At 50.1% G+C, this 20,250-nt stretch carries 22 protein-coding genes; all 22 read right to left on the bottom strand.

The window, feature by feature from the left end; genetic code table 11:
• Positions 1–55 precede the first annotated feature (55 nt).
• The 22 genes from EDC45_RS09375 to EDC45_RS09270 all read right to left on the bottom strand — a co-directional run bounded on the left by EDC45_RS09375 (position 56) and on the right by EDC45_RS09270 (position 19,925).
• Positions 56–1,231: a multidrug effflux MFS transporter gene (locus EDC45_RS09375; RefSeq protein WP_133545739.1), complete on the bottom strand. Its 1,176-nt coding sequence runs from the start codon at positions 1,229–1,231 to the stop codon at positions 56–58.
• A gap of 317 nt (positions 1,232–1,548) precedes the next feature.
• A complete protein-coding gene (locus tag EDC45_RS09370) occupies positions 1,549–2,838 on the bottom strand; it encodes a histidine-type phosphatase (RefSeq protein WP_133545737.1) in 1,290 nt (429 codons plus the stop codon).
• Between the two features lie 189 nt (positions 2,839–3,027).
• A complete protein-coding gene (gene nlpD / locus EDC45_RS09365) occupies positions 3,028–4,209 on the bottom strand; it encodes a murein hydrolase activator NlpD (RefSeq protein WP_133545735.1) in 1,182 nt (393 codons plus the stop codon).
• Between the two features lie 14 nt (positions 4,210–4,223).
• Entirely contained in the window at positions 4,224–4,412 is a 189-nt protein-coding gene (locus EDC45_RS09360) for a membrane lipoprotein lipid attachment site-containing protein (protein WP_133545733.1), read from the bottom strand.
• Positions 4,413–4,421: 9 nt separating this feature from the next.
• Positions 4,422–4,997, bottom strand: coding sequence for a YqaA family protein (locus EDC45_RS09355; RefSeq protein ID WP_133545731.1), 576 nt, complete (start codon positions 4,995–4,997; stop codon positions 4,422–4,424).
• A 38-nt stretch (positions 4,998–5,035) separates the two neighbouring features.
• A complete protein-coding gene (gene surE / locus EDC45_RS09350; protein WP_133545729.1) occupies positions 5,036–5,776 on the bottom strand; it encodes a 5'/3'-nucleotidase SurE in 741 nt (246 codons plus the stop codon).
• Positions 5,777–5,788: 12 nt separating this feature from the next.
• A complete protein-coding gene (gene truD / locus EDC45_RS09345; protein ID WP_133545727.1) occupies positions 5,789–6,835 on the bottom strand; it encodes a tRNA pseudouridine(13) synthase TruD in 1,047 nt (348 codons plus the stop codon).
• A 7-nt stretch (positions 6,836–6,842) separates the two neighbouring features.
• A complete protein-coding gene (gene ispF, locus EDC45_RS09340; RefSeq protein ID WP_133545725.1) occupies positions 6,843–7,319 on the bottom strand; it encodes a 2-C-methyl-D-erythritol 2,4-cyclodiphosphate synthase in 477 nt (158 codons plus the stop codon).
• On the bottom strand, positions 7,316–8,020 hold the full coding sequence (ispD, locus tag EDC45_RS09335) for a 2-C-methyl-D-erythritol 4-phosphate cytidylyltransferase (RefSeq protein ID WP_133545723.1): 705 nt from the start codon (positions 8,018–8,020) through the stop codon (positions 7,316–7,318). Before ispD ends, ispF begins: the two co-directional genes overlap by 4 nt.
• Positions 8,020–8,298: a cell division protein FtsB gene (gene ftsB, locus EDC45_RS09330; RefSeq protein ID WP_133545722.1), complete on the bottom strand. Its 279-nt coding sequence runs from the start codon at positions 8,296–8,298 to the stop codon at positions 8,020–8,022. Before ftsB ends, ispD begins: the two co-directional genes overlap by 1 nt.
• Before the next feature lie 168 nt (positions 8,299–8,466).
• Complete coding sequence (locus tag EDC45_RS09325; RefSeq protein WP_133545757.1) at positions 8,467–9,069, bottom strand: cytochrome c3 family protein; 603 nt, start codon at positions 9,067–9,069, stop codon at positions 8,467–8,469.
• An 11-nt stretch (positions 9,070–9,080) separates the two neighbouring features.
• Positions 9,081–9,524, bottom strand: coding sequence for a nitrate reductase cytochrome c-type subunit (locus EDC45_RS09320; protein ID WP_133545720.1), 444 nt, complete (start codon positions 9,522–9,524; stop codon positions 9,081–9,083).
• 21 nt (positions 9,525–9,545) lie between these two features.
• Positions 9,546–10,391, bottom strand: coding sequence for a quinol dehydrogenase ferredoxin subunit NapH (napH, locus tag EDC45_RS09315; RefSeq protein WP_133545718.1), 846 nt, complete (start codon positions 10,389–10,391; stop codon positions 9,546–9,548).
• The gene (napG, locus tag EDC45_RS09310; protein WP_133545716.1) at positions 10,388–11,143 is read right to left on the bottom strand and encodes a ferredoxin-type protein NapG; all 756 of its coding nucleotides are present in this window, start codon (positions 11,141–11,143) and stop codon (positions 10,388–10,390) included. Before napG ends, napH begins: the two co-directional genes overlap by 4 nt.
• A gap of 90 nt (positions 11,144–11,233) precedes the next feature.
• On the bottom strand, positions 11,234–13,714 hold the full coding sequence (gene napA / locus EDC45_RS09305) for a nitrate reductase catalytic subunit NapA (protein WP_133545714.1): 2,481 nt from the start codon (positions 13,712–13,714) through the stop codon (positions 11,234–11,236).
• Between the two features lie 21 nt (positions 13,715–13,735).
• Positions 13,736–14,038 carry a chaperone NapD gene (locus EDC45_RS09300; RefSeq protein ID WP_133545712.1) on the bottom strand — a complete coding sequence of 101 codons (303 nt, stop codon included), beginning with the start codon at positions 14,036–14,038 and terminating at the stop codon, positions 13,736–13,738.
• 32 nt (positions 14,039–14,070) lie between these two features.
• Complete coding sequence (gene napF, locus EDC45_RS09295) at positions 14,071–14,601, bottom strand: ferredoxin-type protein NapF (protein WP_133545710.1); 531 nt, start codon at positions 14,599–14,601, stop codon at positions 14,071–14,073.
• Between the two features lie 207 nt (positions 14,602–14,808).
• Positions 14,809–15,333 (bottom strand): ferredoxin-type protein NapF, encoded by a 525-nt coding sequence (gene napF, locus EDC45_RS09290; RefSeq protein ID WP_133545708.1) that lies wholly within the window; start codon positions 15,331–15,333, stop codon positions 14,809–14,811.
• A 32-nt stretch (positions 15,334–15,365) separates the two neighbouring features.
• Positions 15,366–15,965 carry a Tat proofreading chaperone DmsD gene (gene dmsD / locus EDC45_RS09285; RefSeq protein WP_133545706.1) on the bottom strand — a complete coding sequence of 200 codons (600 nt, stop codon included), beginning with the start codon at positions 15,963–15,965 and terminating at the stop codon, positions 15,366–15,368.
• Between the two features lie 73 nt (positions 15,966–16,038).
• Positions 16,039–16,863: a DmsC/YnfH family molybdoenzyme membrane anchor subunit gene (locus EDC45_RS09280; RefSeq protein WP_133545704.1), complete on the bottom strand. Its 825-nt coding sequence runs from the start codon at positions 16,861–16,863 to the stop codon at positions 16,039–16,041.
• A 1-nt stretch (position 16,864) separates the two neighbouring features.
• On the bottom strand, positions 16,865–17,485 hold the full coding sequence (locus EDC45_RS09275; protein WP_133545702.1) for a DMSO/selenate family reductase complex B subunit: 621 nt from the start codon (positions 17,483–17,485) through the stop codon (positions 16,865–16,867).
• A 10-nt stretch (positions 17,486–17,495) separates the two neighbouring features.
• Positions 17,496–19,925, bottom strand: a complete 2,430-nt coding sequence (locus tag EDC45_RS09270; RefSeq protein ID WP_133545700.1) for a DMSO/selenate family reductase complex A subunit — start codon at positions 19,923–19,925, stop codon at positions 17,496–17,498.
• Positions 19,926–20,250: the final 325 nt, after the last annotated feature.

Here is a 20,250-nt window from a genome sequence, read left to right as displayed (position 1 = left end):
CACCTCGGTAAACCCGGGGGGCGGTTTTTTCAAATACTTAATCTCGGCGAAAAGCTTATTTAATCTCTCTCAGCCCTTTTGCAATCGGAAAATAGCATACCAGGGTCAGTAACGCACTGAGAAAAATTACCGTGGCGGTGGCATAAAAAATATCGCCGATACCGACCAATGGAGATACCAGGGCGCCAAATAAGAAGGTCATAAACCCAATCATCGCCGAAGCGCTGCCGGCATACTGACGCTCGGCATCCATCGCCAGTGCGGCGAGGGCCGGTAACATCAAACCTATACTCAGTAACAGCAGGAAAAAACCGACTTCAATCAGCCAAACGTTGGCTTTCAATACCAGAACCGCGGCCACATAAAAGGCGCATAAAAGCATACCTAATACTCCGCTCTTTACCGCAGCCCCGTTGCTTAAACGGCCGCCCAAACTGGAGCCGGCGATAAAGGCCGCACCATTTGCGGCAAAACATAGCCCGAAAGCAACGCTGCTTAAACCATAGTGTTGCTGAAAAATAAAAGGCGAACCGGAAATATAAGCAAACATTCCGGCAAAGGCAAAGGAACTAATCAGCACATAGGTAACAAATTTTTTATTTTTCAGAATTAAAAATAAAAATTTAAAGGAAGACAACAATGAAGTCTGCACACGCTGCTGCGGCTGCAAGGATTCACGCAGGCGAAAAGTAAACAACATTACGGCAACACCGATAAATGCAAGAAAAACAAACATACCGCGCCAGTCGGTATATTTCAGCATCAAACTGCCCAGAATAGGGGAAGCTATAGGTGCCAGCCCGTTAATGGTGGTTAAGGTACCGAAAAAACGGGTCATTTCCCGACCGCTGTACAAATCGGCAACAATGGCGCGGGAAATCACAACACTGCCGGAAGAGGCCAGCCCCTGCACCACGCGCAATGCAATCATACTATGAATATTGGGTGAAAACAGAATCAGTACGGTACTGACAATAAATACGCCCAATGAAATCAGCAGCGGCAAACGGCGACCGAATTTATCACTGACGGGGCCGAACAACAGTTGCCCGAAAGCCAGCCCCAGCATACCTGCGGTCAGCGTCAACTGCGACATAGAAGGGTGCGTATTAAAGAACTGCGCCAGATTCGGCAGAGAAGGTAAGTAAAGATCAATAACAAAAGGCCCGAAAGCCGACAATACACCGAGTAAAAGGACTAGGAAAAATCTTGAATTAACTTTTTTCCCCATAAATTACCTCCAACATAAAAAATTAACCGCACTTTAAAATATAGAGTGCGGTAACGACCTATTATAGCGAGATTCCGTTATTGTGCAAACGATACCTCCGCAATAGGCTATACTTTGTTGCCCGGCAATCCTCGAGGGGAAAAAGTGCGGTCGGTTTTTTTAGACTTTTTTGTATTATGCAGCCGATATCTAAAATCGGAATACATGAGTTTCTATTCGGTTTTGTATGCTGATGCAAGATGCCGGCCCCATTAAGGGGCGGCATTGCCTAAAGAAAAGGATCCGAGCCTATTCGGCCGGATCTTTTCCGGCTCACATCACCGAATATTTTCATAAGCCGCAAAGGCATCGGCAAAACGAGCATTTATATCTTCAAGCTTATAGAATCCCTGCTTGTCGGCTTGCAGTCCCTGTAAACGCAGGGAATAAATCTGTGGCGGATTTTGTAAATCCAGACTTTGCATGGCACGAAGCTGTTCGGTACTCTGGTAAACCATTTTAACGGCGACATAAAGCTGTTTGCTCTTTTTATCCTGCCATTTTTCAAATACCAGTTTACTGCCGATCGGTGTTTTTTTCTCAATGGTATTCGGTAAGCTATAAGGTTCCACGCCCAAAGCGGCGGTTACTGACGAGATATTGGAATCATGTCCCACCAAAAAAGTGAATTTACGTACTTCCGAATTTATTTCGTCATGTAAGTAATTCAATAACGGATAGGCGACATTAGCGGCCACAATAGGTGCAGAGAATAAAATATCGCCGTATACATCTTTCACGTAAGAGATTTTTTCCCAGTCTTCCTCGCTCAGTTTTTCCCCAAAGGAGGCTATATTGTCGTCCGGCTGCTCAAAATACTGCAGAATTAACGCATCGGTAATTCGGGTGGCTAATTTCAGGGTGCCGGATAAGGCCGGTTCCCGATATAATTGGAATTTTACTTCCGTGGCCTCGTCCGTATTCAAGGTACAGCTTTGCTTATCTCGGCATAAGGACGAATCTTTCATATCCGTTACCTTTTCCAGCAACTCATAAGAAGGGGCGAGTTTGCGGTTAATGCCCTCCAGTCCGTTATCTCCCAGCATCTGGTTGATCTCCGTTAAGGCCTGTTGGGTAAATTTATCGTTGACCTTGGTTAAACGCGGGAAAAAAACCGGATCCATTTTACTCGGCGCAAAACGATGAATAACGTTTAGGCCGCACGTAGGCGCCAGTCCCGCCTGAAAATACTCTGCCGTCGCCACGGTGCGCTGCATACTATTGGCATAGATCAGAATTTCATCTTTATTCAGGCAAGCCCCCTCTTTAAATAATCCCTGCTGTTCCAGCATCTTACGGAAATACTGGCCCTGCATCACCTCCAGTACGCCGCCGCGCGATGTTAATTCGCTGGATTTGGCCGACCATTGATGCCAGCTATGGGGCGTAATTTTACCCAACTCGCTGTCGTTACCGGACAGCGGCGCACGGATATTATGCCGACTTAAAACCACAAGTTCCTTTAACTCGTAGTCCGTGCTTTCCGTTTCGTTTACGGCAAAAGCGGAAGCGGCAACCCCGAAACCGAGTGCCAAACAGCATAATTTGGTTAAAGACTTAAACTGCATTCCTTTCTCCTTGATGTAATAATTAAGAGGCCCGCCCTTATATATGCGGAGATTCAGACTATCATTAAATTCACCGACAGAATGTGAATCTGCTCGCAAAATAAGATTTTCTTCTGCTTATTCAGTGCCGCCCAGCGACTCAACCGCACTGATAAAAAAGCCGATACGGTATTCGTATCGGCCCACAAATTAACGTTTCGGTAAATAACGCATAGGATCGACGGATTTACCACGGTAACGGATTTCAAAATGAAGTTTCACACTGTTGGTGCCGGAATTACCCATTTTGGCAATTTGCTGTCCCGCCCGCACTTCCTGCTGATCTCTGACGGAGATACTATCATTATGCGCATAGGCACTGAGAAAATCATCGTCATGTTTAATAATAATCAGGTTACCATAACCGCGTAAGGCGTTACCGGCATATACCACCCGCCCCGCCGCTGCGGCGTAAACCGCTTGGCCTTTAGAGCCGCCGATATCAATCCCTTTGTTACCGCCGTCAGAATTGGAAAAGCCCTGAACGATACGTCCCTCCGCCGGCCATTGCCAACGAATATTGGAAACCGCCGCAACCGGAACAGTGCCGGCTGCCGTACCTGCGGTTACCGCCCCGCCAACCGCACCGACGGCGGCCGGAGCCGATCCGGTACCCGCTTTAATCGGGCCGGTAATGGTACCGTCAGAACCGTAACGGGTTCCGTTCGGGCCATTGGTATAGGTTACCTCAGGCTGAGCAGCAGGTTGAGTCGGCTGAACTGTTGCGCTTTTCGCAGTTTGGGTTGCCGCAGGTAAAGGCGCCGGAGTCGTCGCCGGCATATTCTGCGCCGATCCCTGGGATACCTTAATCACCTGACCCACATGTAAATTATAAGGCTCGGACATATTATTTAAGGCGGCCAGCGCTTTTACGTCCATACCGGAAATATAGGCGATAAGGAACATAGTATCGCCTTTACGCACGGTGTAGGTTTCCCCTTTATAGAAACCCTTATCGATTTTGCTGTAATCCGGCGCATTGGTCTGCGGATTACGCGGAATTTCAAAATTCTGGTTAACCGAGCGGCTGCTTGTAACCGCTTTCTGCGCCACCTGTTGCTGTACAGGCTGTGCTGCTGTTTGTAGCTGCGGCTGAACCGGTGCGGAAACATTATGATTAGGCAGGCTCACCGTATTATTCATCCCCGCCGGCATACTGCTCTGTTGCACCTGAGGTTCCCAGCTACCGCCGCTTGCGGAAGGATTATCCACCGGCTGCATAATTCCCGGGGTCAAATTGCCGTCCGCACTTTCCACCGGCGCAGGGGCAGACGAACTACAGGCGGATAACACCGCCACAGTAACAGGCAATAACAAAAACGATTTTTTCATGCTTTATTTTCCTTTTATCTCATACTTTCCGGCATACTCTGCCATTTTACATCCGGCAGCCAATTACCGTCATCTATGGCACCGGTTCCTTCAACCGGTTGCATTATTCCGTCCGGCAGGTCGTTTTCACTTCTTGGCGGCGGTTCGGCGCTACAGGCGGATAACAGCAAGATAACCACCGATAAGAACACTGATTTCTTCATAGGCTCCTCTTATCTCAGGATAAAGTACGCAACAACAGCCAGAACCACTACTCCCCAGCCGATATATTCAATGGATTTGCGCAGTTTGGCGGCAAAACGCTCGCCGCCCCAAGCCGCCAATTTAGCCACCAACAGAAAACGGGCGGCACGGGAAATAAATGCAGTCAGTACGAAGGGCAGAAATGCCATTTGCATTACCCCGGCGGCAATGGTGAAAACCTTATAGGGAATCGGCGAAAAACCGGCCACAAACACCACTAATACGCCCCAGGCCTTAAACCATTCGATGGCCTGTTGCCAATGCGCCTGATAACCCAGCTTGAGGATATATATCTGTACCAGGTCAAAGGCATAGTAGCCGATGGCATAACCGATCATACCGCCCAGCGTAGAGGCAAGGGCGGTATATAATGCCAATCTGAGCGCGCGCTTCGGCGCCGACATCGACATCGGAATCAGCATTACATCCGGCGGAATCGGGAAAAATATCGCCTCGATAAAGCTGACGAAAGAAAGCCAGAAAGCGGCAAAACGATGTTTCGACCATTCCATCGTTTTGTCATACATTGCGCCGAATATTTTCACAATAAATTACCTTTTAGGTCTTGGTGCAAAAAGCGTAATTATTCACTTTCCAGCCAGCTTTGTAAAGCGCCCAGCGAGGCATGAGAAGTCATATCCGTCTGAATCGGGGTCAGCGCTACATAACCGTTTTCCACCGCATGGAAATCCGTTCCCGCCTCCTTATCTTCCGGCAGGCCCGAAGTACCAATCCAGTAAATATGCTCGCCGCGCGGATCCTGCTGTTTCACAACTTCCGCTGCCGAAGCGCGATACCCTAAGCGACAGACCTTCGTCCCTTTAATTTGTTCATAGGGAATATCCGGCACATTAATATTGATAATTTCCCGTCGCGCCAACAAGTTTCCATGTAAACGCGGGATCAGATCACAAACCACCTGCGCGGCGCTTTCGTAATAACGACGACCGTCCAAAGAAACCGCAATGGCGGGCAGCCCCAAATGGCGTCCTTCCAATGCGGCCGCCACCGTACCGGAATAAATAACATCGTCGCCCAAATTTGCCCCGGCGTTAATGCCCGATACCACTAAATCCACCTGGCCGGATAAAAAACCGTTCAAAGCCAAATGTACGCAGTCCGCCGGGGTACCGTTAATACAATAATCGCCGTTATCCAGTCGATAAGGGCGCAAAGGTTCTACTAGGGTCAGCGAACTGGAAGCCGCACTGCGGTTACGATCCGGCGCCACCACGGTAACATCGGCGAAACGGCGCAAGGCGCGAGCCAGAATGCGGATACCCTCCGCATGGATACCGTCATCATTACTTAATAAAATATGCATAGATTTTCCTGTTTATCCGTTACTGTCGGCGCCCTTAACCATCGGCGCCGCTTCTTTCGTTTGTACCAACTCTCTGATCAGCGCCGTGGCATAACTGCCGGCCGGCAAATAAAAATTCAGCCGCAATCCCTCCGCTTCAAACCGCCATTCCAGTTGCTGCGGACGTATTATTAAGGGACGGCGTGCCGGGCTGACGCCTTCTCTGGCCATTAACCTATTCAAAGCAGCATAGTCTTCCAGCATATCGCGCTCGAAAGCCGAGGTACAATTTTCCCCGCCCTCGCCGATTAACGGGCCGGTCAGTAATAGATCATGCTTATCCAAACGTTGCTGCAGCCCTTCCAGTTCTTCTTCCCGTTCAACGCGGAACCAACTGTGGCTTCCCGCAAGTTGTAAAATATCGCCGTGCAGAACCTGTTGCGCCACGCCCTCCTTGATTCGTTCGGACAACAGGCGATTAAATACTTCGCTACGGGCGGCGGAGAGGTAAAAGCGACGCTTATTCCGATCCTTCACCTTAATTTCGCCGGTCGCCCAACGCATCGCCTGAGTCAGATTATGTCCGTCGCGGCCGAAACGCTGCTCGGTGAAATAATTGGGAAAACCGATCCGCACCATGGTGTGCAGACGATTTTCCAAGTCCTCGCTGTAGGACAGGTTACGCAACAAAATCTGAAAGGCATTCCCCTCCAGGCTGCCGATCCGGATTTTGCGCTGATGCCGGGTTACTTCCAGAATTTCCACCCCGGCTAAACAGAATTGAGAAAAATCCGGCGTAGCTTTACCCGGCATCTGCAAACAAAACCATTGTTCCGTTATTCCTTTGCGATCCTTTAATCCCGCATAGCTCATGTTACGTGCGGGAATACCGGCAAAGGCCGCTAATTTTTCGCCGACAAATAAGGTATTACAGTCGGTTTTGCGTACCCGCAGGGCAACAAATTCACCTTCGCCGGACAGGGAATAACCCAGATTTTCAATTACCCAGAAATCGGCGCATTCCTGTTTCAATATCGCCTGTTGCTGCGGTTCCGATTGTAAATAAGCCAGTTGTTCCATATTACCGCTACGCCTTTATCAGCAAAACCACCGCTTCGGCGGCAATACCTTCGCCCCGACCGGTAAATCCCAGTTTTTCAGTGGTGGTGGCTTTTACGTTAATCTGCGCCATATCGCAATCTAAATCCTGTGCGATAAGACGCCGCATATCATCAATATAGGGACGCATTTTCGGTGCCTGGGCAATTAGGGTAAGATCCCCGTTACCGATACGATAACCCAGCTCTTTTACCCGGGCATAGGCGATACGCAGCAGTTCGCGGCTGTCCGCCCCTTTATAACGCATATCCGTATCGGGAAACAGTTTCCCGATATCACCTAAGGCCGCAGCGCCGAGCAGTGCATCTGTCAACGCATGCAGCGCCACATCGCCGTCGGAATGAGCCAGCAATCCTCGGGCGTAAGGAATGGTTACGCCGCCGATAATCATCGGGCCTTCACCGCCAAAAGCATGCACGTCAAAACCATGACCGATTCGAATCATAGGACTTCCTTCTGTCTTTTTGATAAATAAAATTCCGCCAGGTCTAAATCTTCCGGACGGGTAATTTTCAGATTATCGCCGCGGCCGGCCACCAGATGCGGACGATATCCTGCCAACTCCATTGCCGAGGCTTCATCGGTTACCTCAAGCCCTTGCAATGCCGCCTGTTCCAGAGCGCTGCGTAGCAGCCCGCCCGGAAAAAACTGCGGCGTCTGCGCCTGCCACAGGCGACTGCGATCTTCGGTACGCAGAATCTGCCCTTGACCGTCGGCTAATTTAATCGTATCCGTGGCGGGGATCGCCAAAATCGCGCCGTTATCATCTTTAATTCGACAGAGTTTATCCAAATCTGCATGGGTCAGGCAGGGCCGAGCGGCATCATGCACCATCACCCAGGCCTGCGCGTCATCAACTTTCTTCAGGCAGTTAAGCACCGTTTGCGCCCGGGTTCGGCCGCCTTCAACCACAAGAATACGAGGGTTGTCATGCAGCGGCAGACGGGATAAATAGGGATCCCCGCTAGCAATCCCCAAAATAACACTTTCAATTTGCGGATAGGCGAGCAATAGGTTCAGCGTGTGTTCCAGAACGGTTTTGCCATTCAAGCGTAAATACTGTTTCGGACGATCCGCCCGCATACGGCTACCTATACCGGCGGCGGGCACAACGGCGATGATTTTACGGGGAGAAACTGAGGCCATTATCTGTTTTCTTTTACAATACGGTAGAAAGTTTCATTCGGTTTAACCAGTTCATACTGCAAACGAGCCCGTTCCTGAATGGCCTCTACACCGTCTTTTAAATCCCGAATTTCTGCCGCAATCACCTGATTGCGCTGCGAAAGCTTGGTATTTTCTTCTTTACGGGCGGCAATTTCCGCCGCCGTATCCTTGTAGTCGAAATAACCGTTCTTACCGAACCAGAAGTCATATTGGAACAGTAATAGCACGGCCAGCAGTACGAATATCAGTAAACGCATTTCTCTGTCTTATCGGTTGGGGGCGGATAAGAATTATCCGCGCCTTTGCTCAAATGGATACGCCTTAGTTTAGGGGAAAACCGATGCTAAAAAAAGACCGCAATCTAAAAGAGCGGTCTTTTTTTCATAGTTTTTCGGCGATTCGGCGGTGCTTATTCTCCGCACCTGTTATTTATTTTCGCCCTTTGCATCCTGCTCGCGACTGAAACCGGAAGCCACTCCTTTCATATCAGGTAAATGGTGCGCAATCCCTTTATGGCAATCAATACAAGTTTTACCCTCTTGCTGAGCCAGAGTATGCATATCGGCGGCCACCCGTTTTTGCTGGGTAAAGTCCATATCGTCGAAATTATGACAATTACGGCATTCTTGCGAATCATTGGCTTTCATACGCGCCCATTCCCGCTGTGCCATTTCCAGACGATGCGCTTCAAATTTTTCTTTTGTATCCACTTTGCCGGTAACATAGGCATAAACTTCATTTGCAGCTTGGATTTTACGCGTCCATTTAGGTACGAATTCATGAGGTAGGTGGCAGTCGGAACAGGCCGCTTTTACCCCGCTACGGTTAGAATAATGTACGGTCTGGCGATATTCCGGCACCACATCGTTCATATGGCAGCTGGAACAGAATTCTTCCGTACTGGTAGCTTCCAGCCCCTGATTAACACCGCCCCAGAACAGAATACCGCCGATGGCGGAAACCAGAATCAGGGTACCTACCGCGATTTTACTCGGAGTGCGAAACCAACGCCAAAACGATTTGATCAATTTAAACATAATTACTCCTTGAAGCCTTTGGTCGCTTTAATGGTCTGGAATTTATTATCGATAATCGGATTTACGTCCGCCTGCTGCACATGGCACTGCAAGCAGAAATAACGCCGCGGCGATTCCGTTTCGTGGGCAACCCCGCTGCGATCTTTAAAGTGGCTTTCCGGAACTCGCGGTGCGCCAGTGGTCTGATAGAAATCCAAACCATGGCAGGCCAAACATTGATTCACATTCTTGCTCACCTGTAAACCGCGGATACTGTGCGGCACCAGCGGCGGCTGGTGCGGAAAAGTCGGCGCGATATTTCCCGTTTCTTTCGGCATATTATGGAAAGCCGGCGCAACGTTTTCCGCCGCATTCATAATACTGTCGCCGATCGTTGCCGGTTGCTCCTGCGCTACCGCCCACATGCTGCAAATTGCGCTCGCCATCAGCAATATTTTCTTTAACATAAGTCGCTCTCCCCATAAGGACTAAATTTTTGTTTTAAATATAAATACTTTTTCCGGACAAACATCGATACAGCGTCCGCAATTGATACAATCTTTCGAAACCACAAACAGGCTTTCATTCTGTTTTCCCTGTAGCGGCGCCCGCAGTACCTGAGGTTCGGGACAGACGTGATAACAGTCCATACAGTTATCGCACTTGGCTCGATCCGTTACTTTAATATGCAGTAATCCCTTGGCGCCGATCAGTGCGTAGCAAGCCCCCATCGGGCAAATATGGCCGCACCAACCGTGTTCGGTAACCAACAGATCGAACAGGAATACCGCCGCCACTAACCAAGCGGTAGCGCCGAATCCGTAAATCAGCGCTCGCCCCAAAGCCGCTACCGGATTGAGCCATTCCCATAACAACATACCGCTGACAGCGCTGCCGAGCAGAATTACCAGCAGAAGCATATAACGCAGGTTACGCGGCAGTTTCGCCGACTGGCGGATTCCCAACTTACGCCGCAGCCAGGCGGCGCAATCGGTAACCAGGTTGAGCGGGCAAACCCAGGCGCAGAATAATCTGCCGCCAAGTAAGGCATAAATAAACACGACCAATAAGGCACCGAGCAACACCTTAGCTTCCGGCAGGTAACCCGTCGCCAGACTTTCGGCACTGATTAGCGGATCACTGAAAGGAATCAGATCAAACAGCACACTGCCGCTGTAGTTGCCTTTCAGAATCCAGAAACCGAACCAGGGACCGCTCAAAAACATGGCAAGTACGGCAAATTGGCTTACCCGTCGCCAGAATAAAAAACGATTGGCATGAGCGAAGCCGAGTTTTTGACGGGCTTCCCGCCCCGCATATTTAACCGGATTCATTCTTCAGCCTCCGGTCTGCGCACAGGCATATCAATCATCTCCTGCGGAGCCAGCGAACGCCCCGCTTTTTCCTTTTCCACCCAGCCCAAACGATAATGTTTACCCAACATTCCCTTCGCCAACGATAGCGGCAATACCTTAATCGCCGCTTCTTCCAGTACGCAGGCCTGTTCGCATTTACCGCAGCCGGTACAGGCGTCGGAATGCACGGTGGGAATAAAACGGGCGTGTTTACCGGTACGTTCGTTACGTTGCAGTTCCAAGGTGATCGCTTTATCAATCAGCGGACAGACCCGATAACAAACATCACAACGCAGCCCTTCCCAGTTCAGGCAGGTTTCATGGTCGAGCAGAACCGCCAATCCCATACGCGCCTCGGCAATATCTTGCGCATCGCTATCCAAGGCACCGCTCGGGCAAGCCTTGGCACAGGGAATATCGGGACACATCTCGCAGGGTTTATCACGGGCGACAAAATAAGGCGTACCCGCTTCCGAGGAAGAGAGTAAAGAGGCCAGATGCAACATATCGTAAGGACAGGCCTGCACACATTGCCCGCAACGAATACAGGCGGCGGCAAATTGCTGCTCGTTCTGTAACGCAAAGGGCGGACGCAGGGCAACGCCCTCCCGTGCCAAACTCTGTTTCTGCTGCAATCCTAACAATAAGCCCAATCCGGCTAAACCGCCGGCGGTACGGGTTGCATCTTTCAGAAATCGGCGTCGCTGCGGACTCAATGTCGGTGTTTTCATATGCTTTGCTTCAGCCTCGCTACGGCGGCGGTGCGGTAAAAAATATTTGATATTTCGACCGCACTTTTAGCTCCCCGCTCGCTTATCCGCTTATACCGCCTTCTCGACTTTCACCGCACATTTCTTAAAGTCGGTTTCTTTCGAGATAGGGTCCGTTGCGTCCAAGGTAAGCTTATTCACCAGCTGGCCCGCATCGAAGAAAGTGGTGAATATCAGCCCCGCAGGCACCTTATTACGACCGCGCGTATCTAAATAAGAGATCATTTCACCGCGGCGGGAAATCACTTTGATTTTGTCGCCATGGCGTAAACCGCGTTTTTTCGCATCGTCCGGGTGCATCCAAACCAAGTTGTTCGGGAAGGAACGGTGCAGTTCAGGAACACGGCGGGTCATGGTTCCCGTATGCCAGTGTTCAAGTACGCGACCGGTGGACAACCACAGATCATATTCGTCGTCCGGCGCTTCTGCAGGCGGCTCGTAAGGTACCGCCAAAATAATCGCCTTGCCGTCCGGATAGCCGTAGAAACGTACGCCTTCGCCCGCTTTCACATAAGGATCGAAGCCTTCGCGGTAACGCCATAAAGTTTCTTTGTTATCCACTACCGGCCAGCGTAAACCGCGCGCCTGATGATAAACATCGAAATGGGCCAGATCGTGCCCATGTCCGCGTCCGAACCCGGCATATTCTTCAAACAGCCCTTTCTGAATATAAAAACCGAAGTGTTCCGCTTCGTCGTTTAAACGACCCTGCAGTTCTTCATTGGAGAATTTGTCCACCTGTCCGTTGCGGTACAGCACTTCATATAAGGTTTTACCCTTGTATTGCGGATTGTCCGCCAGAATTTGCGCCGGCCAAACTTCATCGGTGGTAAAGTATTTGGAAAATTCCACCAGCTGCCAGGTATCGGATTTCGATTCGCCCGGCGCTTTTACTTGCTGGCGCCAGAATTGAGTACGACGTTCGGCGTTACCATAGGCACCTTCTTTTTCCACCCACATTGCAGTCGGCAGAATTAAATCCGCCGCCAGAGCGGAAACCGACGGATAAGGATCGGAAACCACGATAAAGTTATCCGGATTGCGCCAGCCCGGGAAGGTTTCTTCATTTATGTTCGGGCCGCCCTGCATATTATTAGTACACATTTGCCACAATACCCGCATCTTGCCGTCTTTCAACGCACGGCTTTGTGCCACCGCATGGAAGCCGAGCTTATCGGATAATAATCCCGCCGGCAGCTTCCAGATTTTTTCCGCTTTGGCGCGATGCTCCGCATTGGTTACCACTAAGTCCGCCGGCAAGCGGTGAATAAAGGTACCCACTTCACGTGCGGTTCCGCAGGCGGACGGCTGGCCGGTGAGCGACATCGGGCCGCATCCCGGTAAGGAGATTTTGCCGGTCAGTAAGTGAATGTTATAGATTAAATGGTTGGCCCAAACACCGCGCGTATGCTGGTTGAAGCCCATGGTCCAGAAGGACACCACTTTTTTATTCGGATCCGCATACAGTTTGGCTAAGGCTTCCAGCTGATCTTTAGGAACGCCGGACATTTGATGGGCTTTATCCAGCGTATATTCCGCTACCAGCGCTTTCAGCTCGTCGAAGCTACTGTCGTACATTTTGCCGCTGTTCGGATTTTTCGCCGCTTTCTGTAACGGATGATCATCGCGCAAACCGTAACCTATATCGGTTTCTCCGCGTTTGAACTTCGTATGTTTATTGACGAAATCCCAGTTAATCGCATCGTTCTGAATCAGATAATTAATAATGTAGTTCAGAATCACCAGATCCGAATGCGGTTTAAAAACCATGCCGTTATCGGCCAGTTCGAAACTGCGATGTTCAAAGGTGGATAGCACCGCTACCTGCACATTCGGCGCGGACAGACGTCTGTCGGTAATGCGCGACCATAGGATCGGGTGCATTTCCGCCATATTGGAACCCCATAACACAAAAGCTTCCGCTTCTTCGATATCGTTATAGCAGCCCATAGGTTCGTCCATACCGAAGGTACGCATAAAGGCGACGGCGGCGGAAGCCATACAATGGCGGGCATTAGGATCGATATTATTGGAACGGAAACCTGCTTTCCAAAGTTTGGCCTTGGCATAGCCTTCGAAAATAGTTGTCTGACCGGAAGTGAACATTCCAACGCCGTTCGGTCCCAGCTCTTTCATTGCGGCCTTAAATTTATCCGCCATCAGACTAAAGGCTTGATCCCATTCGATTGGAGTAAATTCACCGTTTTTGTCGTATTTACCATTTTTCATTCGCAGCATCGGGCGGGTTACACGATCCGCACCGTACATAATTTTCGGCAGGAAATAACCTTTAATACAGTTTAGGCCGCGGTTAACATCCGCATCGGGATCGCCCTGAGTCGCCACCACACGTCCGTCTTTGGTACCGATCAGAACCGCACAGCCGGTGCCGCAGAAACGGCACACGCCCTTATCCCATTTTATCTCGTTTTCCTGCGCACCGACCTGTTTGACCGGAATCATAATCCCGGCGGCAGCGGCAGCGGCGGTTGCCGCATTGGCTTTCATAAAGTCGCGACGACTCAATTTCATAGCGTTCCCCCACTATCTGTCTTAATTTTTAGGTTCTTGTTCAGGGCGGGCTGATAATTCGTCCTGCTCGTGATACACCAGGGATACCGCAATCACGCCCTTAATATTTCGCGCCCGTTCCATATTTTCCAGCAGAATCTGCTGGTCATGCGATTGCATGACAACGACAAGCTTGCCTTTATCCGCATCCGCACCGGGTATTTCGGTTCCTTCGATGGCTAAAAGTGCGGTCTGAATTTCGTTAATTTTCTGGATGCGGCACTGTACTACCAGACCGCAAACATGCCAATCGGTCCTTGGCTGTTGATTGTTAATAGCAGTCATTTTTTTACCGTTTTATTATTCCGCTTCTCGCCTCAGAATGCTTCCTTATCCACGCCGCCCATTGCAATGGCATCGGCCGGACAGGTACCCAAACAGGCGCCGCAACCGGTACATAATTCCGGATCCAGGCGTACCTGAGCAACCCCTTTCAATACCGGAACGAATCTTATCGCCCGTTGCCCGCAACTATCCTCGCAACTTCGGCATTCGATATTGTGCCGTGCCAAGCAGGTCGGCCGAATTTGCGCCTTATATTGCCAAGGCGCTTCCTCCGTGGAGCGGAAAACAGGCTGCTCGCAGGCTTGTACGCATTTCATACAGAAGGTGCATTCGCCGCGAGCAAAGTCAACCTGCGGAAAACCGCCTTGCGCCCGAATGAGAATCTGTGTTTCGCAGAACCGAATACAGTTATCGCAGCGGGTACAGGCGGCAGTGAATAATGCCTCTTCCTGCGCCCAGGGCGGACGAATCGCTTGTTGCCTCTGCCCTTTCAGTTTTGGGGACTGTAAGGACTGTAAAAACTCACCGCGTAAGAATTGACGGCGCGCTACCCTATGCTCCATCGGATTCCTCGAAACACTCTGCTTTCATTACCGCATTATGAATAATCAATGGTCAATTAATAACTCCCCGAACGGGGTATTTGCCGACGCAAAAAGACGCTTATTTGCGCTAAATCAAAGAAAATCTCTGCACTGCTAAAAAATCCGCCCGAAAGAACCGCACTTATATAGCCCGGTGCAAATATAAAGAAAAGTAAGGAACCCCGATCAATCGGGCAAATGCAGGCTGATTGCCTGCATAAAACAATGGAATTTACATTCGCCGCAACCGTTGCAACTGTTATTATTCACCTCCAGCTGCGGGGAAATCGCCTGTTGCGGACAAGACTGAAGGCAAGCATCGCAATGCTGCCCTCGCCGCTGCAAGCAATCCGGCCCGAAACGGGGGCGTAATTGAGTATCTGCGCTGAAGGCCGGATGCAGCGCCCGTTCGCGACATACTTGCGCACATTTACCGCAATGGTCGCAAGGAGAAAAATCCGGTTCAAGCACCGCTTTGCCGTCGCGAATAAAAATTAATCCGTAGGGACAAACGGCGCTACATTCGCCGCAGCCGTTACAAGCGGCCATAAACAAATGTTCCGCACAGGCAAAGGGCGGGCGCGCAACCTTACGCCGCTCGACGGGAAGGCAGGATTTTTCCGCCGCCCCGAAGACACCGCGCAATAAACCGCGCCGGGAAATACGGTGATGGGAGAGATAGGCGTTGTAATAACCTTCGTTTTTTTGCATATTCTTCACCGTGTCGGAGATTACCGCCCGAACTAACGGTACAGTCGTACTTTTTCCACTTCGATGTTCAGACGGCGACGCCAATCGCTCAGCGTCTGTTCCGTTAATAATGCCAATCCCTGATAAAACGGGCAGTCCTGCTGCTGCGCCAATAATTGCAGATAACGTTCCGACCAGGTCAATAAGTGCCCACCCAGAAATTCCGCCAGTAATTGGGAATGGTTCTCCGCTAAATAGGCGGCGAACATCAGCATGAGTCCGATATGATCCTCAGGTTCCCGTTCATCGTACTGAAAACGGATTTGATGGCGCTGCATAAAGGCACGCAGTTCCAACAGAGAATCACCGAAAATCACCGACTCCGGATCAAGGTAGACCGAACCCCAAGGCGGCGCCGCCAATGAGTTGGGGCCGATAAACAAGCGTTGATACTGTTCGTCGAGATTTTCCGTAACCCTAAATTTTGCTTTGAGCAGCTCGGCATCTTTCACTTCGCCCCAATTCTGCGGCCATTGCTCCTGTTGCAGGAAATCCAGTAACGGGCGCAACTGCGGGCTTTCCGGCGGATAATAAAACAATGCGCCCAAAAAGCGGGCGGCAGCGGAAATACGAGCAAGTAGCTCCTCGTTCATAACTAAAAACTCCGTTAATTATGACCGCACTTTTAGCCTATCGCCAAAAGTGCGGTTGTTTTTTATGATTTTTTTAACCGGCCACTGCGGTTCCAACCGTCATATGTAACGCATAGAACAGGGTTCTGCCTAACATTTCGCCGCCCAACACCAATACTACCGCCAAAAGGGATAAGGCTAAATTAGTGCGACGCAACAACAAGGCGCCTAAAGCCAGACAAATCAGGCGCAGGGCAGTCAGTACGGCGAAATCCGGAACCAGTGCCGCCGCCTGCTGCACGGAAGAATGAATCCCGCTTAAACGGAAGCCTTGATAGACCGCCACAATCGCCGCCAGCAGAATTCCTAAGCTTAATAGCTTAGGTACCCAGGCATAACCCGCCTGTCCGCGGCAAAACAGGGCATAGCCGAGGGCGCTACCGCCGATAAGCAGGGTCAGATAAAAATTCCAGGCGGTAAAGGCGTTGTCCCAGGTCGGTACCGTATCGATACGATAGACGCCCTGCATCATCACCATAAATACCAAACCGCAAACCGCGCCTATAAGCAACCAGACTTTGCCGAGCAACGGCGGCATTTTATTTAAAATCGCCAACAGCCAGTAAAGACCGGCAACGGCAAAAAACAAGGCGCCGCTGGCAATCTCATTACTAAGCATGGATTCACCCACCCGGTTCAGTGAGTTAAAGGCACGTAACGGCGAACCAAGGTGCATTACCGAGGCGATAAAACCGATGGCCAATAAAGCCAGTAGCAAAAACATTCCGCGATGTACGGAGCGAGCTTGCTCCGCACTTTCGCTGCGCCATAATACCAGGCTCATCAGTAAAAATGCGCCGACCGCCGATTGGGCTAGCACCGTAAATACCACTAAAGGCAATTCATGTAATCCGTTCATCTTATACCTCTCTCGGATTTGCTAAGAAACCGCTGGTATCTCCGCTCGGGCGGCTGTTTTTATTCGGTTTCACCACCAGATTTGGTTGGGTATATTCCTGCGGCGGCAGCGGCGCTACTGCAGCAATATCACCATATTTGGCGCGCAGCTCTTCGATTGGAGCGAAGTCCAACGCACGCAGCGGGCAGGCCTCCACACAAATCGGTTTTTGCCCCGCTTTTACGCGTGAGTAGCAACCGTCGCATTTGGTCATATGTCCTTTTGCCGCATCATATTGCGGTGCATCGTACGGACAGGCCATATGGCAATAGCGACAGCCGATACAGGTATCTTCATTAACAATAACGAAACCGTCTTCGTTCTTGTGCATGGCACCGGTCGGACAAACCTTGGTACAAGCCGGATTATCGCAATGGTTGCAGGAAATAGACAGGTAATAGGCGAAGACGTTCTGATTCCAGCAGCCGTTCGCCTGCTGTTGCCATTCGCCTCCCGCATATTCGTAAATCCGCCGGAAATTCACATCGGTACCCAGATCTTTATAATCTTTACAGGCCAGTTCACAGGTCTTACAGCCGGTGCAACGTTCCGAGTCAAAATAAAAGCCGTATTGTTCGCTCATCCCTTACTCCTTAAACTTTTTCAACCTGAACTAAATTCGAATGCTGCGGGTTACCCTTCGCCAGCGGTGAAGGACGCTGGGTGGTAAGGACGTTGATGCAGCCGGCATGATCCACCTGATTATTATCCGGTGCATGCCAAGCCCCTTCGCCCAAAGCAATCACATTCGGAATAATACGCGGGGTTACCTTGGCATGAATCCGTACTTCGCCGCGATCGTTAAAGATACGGATAAGATCGCCGTCTTCAATGCCGCGCGCTCGTGCATCTACCGGGTTGATCCAGAGTTCCTGCGGGTTGGCCGCTTTTAATACGTCCACATTACCATAGGTGGAATGGGTGCGGGCCTTGTAATGGAAACCGGTCAACTGCAACGGATATTTTTCCATCAGCGGATCGCCATAATGCTCGAAGCTGTCCGCATGTACCGGCAGAGGATGGATAACCTCATCTTGTTTCAGATCCCAGGTTTTGGCAATTTCCGCCAGTCGGGAAGAATAGATTTCGATTTTACCCGTCGGCGTATCCAGCGGATTAGCCTCAGGATTATCACGGAAATCCTTATAGGCGATATAGAAACCTTTCGGGCTGACTTTTTTGAAGATGCCCTGCTGTCTGAATTCCTCAAAACTCGGTAATTCCGGTAATTTCTCGCGAGATTGAGCATAAATATGGCGCAACCATTCTTCCTGAGTGCGTCCTTCGGTAAACTGCTGTTTAACCCCCATTTTCTCTGCCAACGCCGTTAACATATCGTAGATATTGCGGCATTCGAAAGAAGGTTTGATGACCTGATCGGCGAAAATCACATAGGCCATATTGGCGACAAAAGCATCAAGACAGAAGTCCATCTGTTCCGAAGCGGTACAATCCGGCAGGAGAATATCGCTGTATTTTGCCGTCGGCGTCATATGGTTATCAATGGTGATGATCATTTCGCACTGTGTTTCGTCCTGTAAAATCTGGTGCGTACGATTAATATCGGAATGTTGATTAATCAGACAGTTACTGGCGTAATTCCAGATCACCTTAATTGGTGAAGTTAAACGTTCTACCCCGCGGATACCGTCCGTTGTCGCCGTCATTTCATGGGCGCGGAAAATCGCATCCGTCCACATAAACATCGGGATACTGGCTTTTACCGGGTTACTCAGGGTCGGCATACGTACAAAAGGTACCGAATAGGTACTTTCGCGCGCACCTGTGTTACCGCCGCTAATACCTACGTTGCCGGTTAAAATCGGCAGCATGGCAATGGCGCGAGAAATCAGTTCGCCGTTACTGCGACGCTGCGGTCCCCAGCCCTGGGAAATATATACCGGTTTGGTCTGGCCGATTTCACGCGCCAGTTTAATAATACGCTCTTGCGGAATCCCCGTGATTTTTTCCGCCCATTCCGGTGTTTTCGCAATACCGTCTTCGCCCTGACCTAAAATATAGGCTTTATAATGGCCGTTTTTCGGCGCATCGGCCGGCAGGGTTTTCTCGTCGTAACCCACACAGTATTTATCTAAGAAAGGCTGATCCACCATATTTTCGGTAATTAGCACATAGGCCAGAGCGGAACAAAGAGCCGCATCCGTACCCGGACGAATCGGAATCCATTCGTCTTCCCGTCCCGCACCTGTATCGGTATAACGCGGATCGATAATAATCATTCTGGCATTGGAACGTTCTCTGGCCTGCTCGATACAATAGGTCAGACCGCCGCCGCTCATGCGGGTTTCCGCCGGATTATTACCGAATAACACCACTAATTTGGTATTCTGAATATCCGCCATGCCGTTACCCATCGCCCAGCCGCCGCCATAGGTATAATCCAGACCCACGGCAATCTGTGCGGTACTGTAGTCGCCGTAGTGATTCAAATAACCGCCGATGCAGTTCATAAAGCGAGCCAACATGGTAGATGCCGGCGGCCAGGATTTGGTCATGGTGCCGCCCAACGTACCTGTACCGTAATTCAGATAAATACTTTCATTACCGTATGCGGCGATATTTTTACGCAGAGATTCGGCGATTTCGCTTAAGGCCTCATCCCAGCTGATGCGTTTAAATTTACCTTCGCCGCGTTTACCCACCCGTTTCATCGGGTATTTGAGGCGATCCGGGTTATACACTCGGCGTCGCATAGAACGTCCGCGCAAGCAGGCGCGAACCTGATGATCGAGATTATAAGTATCGCTGCCGGTATTGTCCGTTTCCACATACAGGATCTTATTATCCTTAACGTGCATTCTTAACGGACAGCGGCTGCCGCAGTTTACCGTACAGGCGCTCCACACCACTTTTTCGTCGCTTTCGGATACAGCCGGCATTGTTTCCGCCGCCATGGCGTTAAAAGGCAGGCTGATATCCGCCGCCGCAACCGCCGCACCCACTGAAGTGGCTTTTAAAAATTTTCTTCTATGTAAATTCGGATTAAAAATTGATTTATCCATATCTTTCCCCATGCTCTGTGAAAGTAAATTGAGCGGCCCTAATTAAGCGCTAAATCGAAGAGAATGTCCATGATACAAATCAATAAAATGCGATTTAAATCAAATAGTTAAATGGTAATGAGAATAATTTACATCACATAAAGGAAGATGGTTCGAAAAATCACCCTTATCTGTCGAAAAAGCAAACAAGCCCCTTTAATTCCGTTGTTAGCTTGAGGAGCGAGGAGATTTAGCCGCCCTCGCTATAAACTAAAAGTGCGGTGATTTTTTTCTTATTTTTTATTACTAGCGCCGAGCAAGCATAAGAAAAAGCGGTGATACCTCA

Source organism: Mesocricetibacter intestinalis (assembly GCF_004363295.1).
In the GTDB taxonomy this organism is placed as follows: domain Bacteria; phylum Pseudomonadota; class Gammaproteobacteria; order Enterobacterales; family Pasteurellaceae; genus Mesocricetibacter; species Mesocricetibacter intestinalis.
Note: the sequence above shows the minus strand (reverse complement) of the source record. Positions and strands in the feature narration are given on the sequence as shown.

Excerpts from the sequence above, each read along its gene's own strand:
- EDC45_RS09375 (WP_133545739.1), bottom strand. The coding sequence starts at position 1,231 with ATGGGGAAAAAAGTTAATTCAAGATTTTTCCTAGTCCTTTTACTCGGT.
- EDC45_RS09370 (WP_133545737.1), bottom strand. The coding sequence starts at position 2,838 with ATGCAGTTTAAGTCTTTAACCAAATTATGCTGTTTGGCACTCGGTTTC.
- nlpD (WP_133545735.1), bottom strand. The coding sequence starts at position 4,209 with ATGAAAAAATCGTTTTTGTTATTGCCTGTTACTGTGGCGGTGTTATCC.
- EDC45_RS09360 (WP_133545733.1), bottom strand. The coding sequence starts at position 4,412 with ATGAAGAAATCAGTGTTCTTATCGGTGGTTATCTTGCTGTTATCCGCC.
- surE (WP_133545729.1), bottom strand. The coding sequence starts at position 5,776 with ATGCATATTTTATTAAGTAATGATGACGGTATCCATGCGGAGGGTATC.
- truD (WP_133545727.1), bottom strand. The coding sequence starts at position 6,835 with ATGGAACAACTGGCTTATTTACAATCGGAACCGCAGCAACAGGCGATA.
- ispF (WP_133545725.1), bottom strand. The coding sequence starts at position 7,319 with ATGATTCGAATCGGTCATGGTTTTGACGTGCATGCTTTTGGCGGTGAA.
- ispD (WP_133545723.1), bottom strand. The coding sequence starts at position 8,020 with ATGGCCTCAGTTTCTCCCCGTAAAATCATCGCCGTTGTGCCCGCCGCC.
- ftsB (WP_133545722.1), bottom strand. The coding sequence starts at position 8,298 with ATGCGTTTACTGATATTCGTACTGCTGGCCGTGCTATTACTGTTCCAA.
- EDC45_RS09320 (WP_133545720.1), bottom strand. The coding sequence starts at position 9,524 with ATGTTAAAGAAAATATTGCTGATGGCGAGCGCAATTTGCAGCATGTGG.
- napH (WP_133545718.1), bottom strand. The coding sequence starts at position 10,391 with ATGAATCCGGTTAAATATGCGGGGCGGGAAGCCCGTCAAAAACTCGGC.
- napG (WP_133545716.1), bottom strand. The coding sequence starts at position 11,143 with ATGAAAACACCGACATTGAGTCCGCAGCGACGCCGATTTCTGAAAGAT.
- napA (WP_133545714.1), bottom strand. The coding sequence starts at position 13,714 with ATGAAATTGAGTCGTCGCGACTTTATGAAAGCCAATGCGGCAACCGCC.
- EDC45_RS09300 (WP_133545712.1), bottom strand. The coding sequence starts at position 14,038 with ATGACTGCTATTAACAATCAACAGCCAAGGACCGATTGGCATGTTTGC.
- napF (WP_133545710.1), bottom strand. The coding sequence starts at position 14,601 with ATGGAGCATAGGGTAGCGCGCCGTCAATTCTTACGCGGTGAGTTTTTA.
- napF (WP_133545708.1), bottom strand. The coding sequence starts at position 15,333 with ATGCAAAAAAACGAAGGTTATTACAACGCCTATCTCTCCCATCACCGT.
- dmsD (WP_133545706.1), bottom strand. The coding sequence starts at position 15,965 with ATGAACGAGGAGCTACTTGCTCGTATTTCCGCTGCCGCCCGCTTTTTG.
- EDC45_RS09280 (WP_133545704.1), bottom strand. The coding sequence starts at position 16,863 with ATGAACGGATTACATGAATTGCCTTTAGTGGTATTTACGGTGCTAGCC.
- EDC45_RS09275 (WP_133545702.1), bottom strand. The coding sequence starts at position 17,485 with ATGAGCGAACAATACGGCTTTTATTTTGACTCGGAACGTTGCACCGGC.
- EDC45_RS09270 (WP_133545700.1), bottom strand. The coding sequence starts at position 19,925 with ATGGATAAATCAATTTTTAATCCGAATTTACATAGAAGAAAATTTTTA.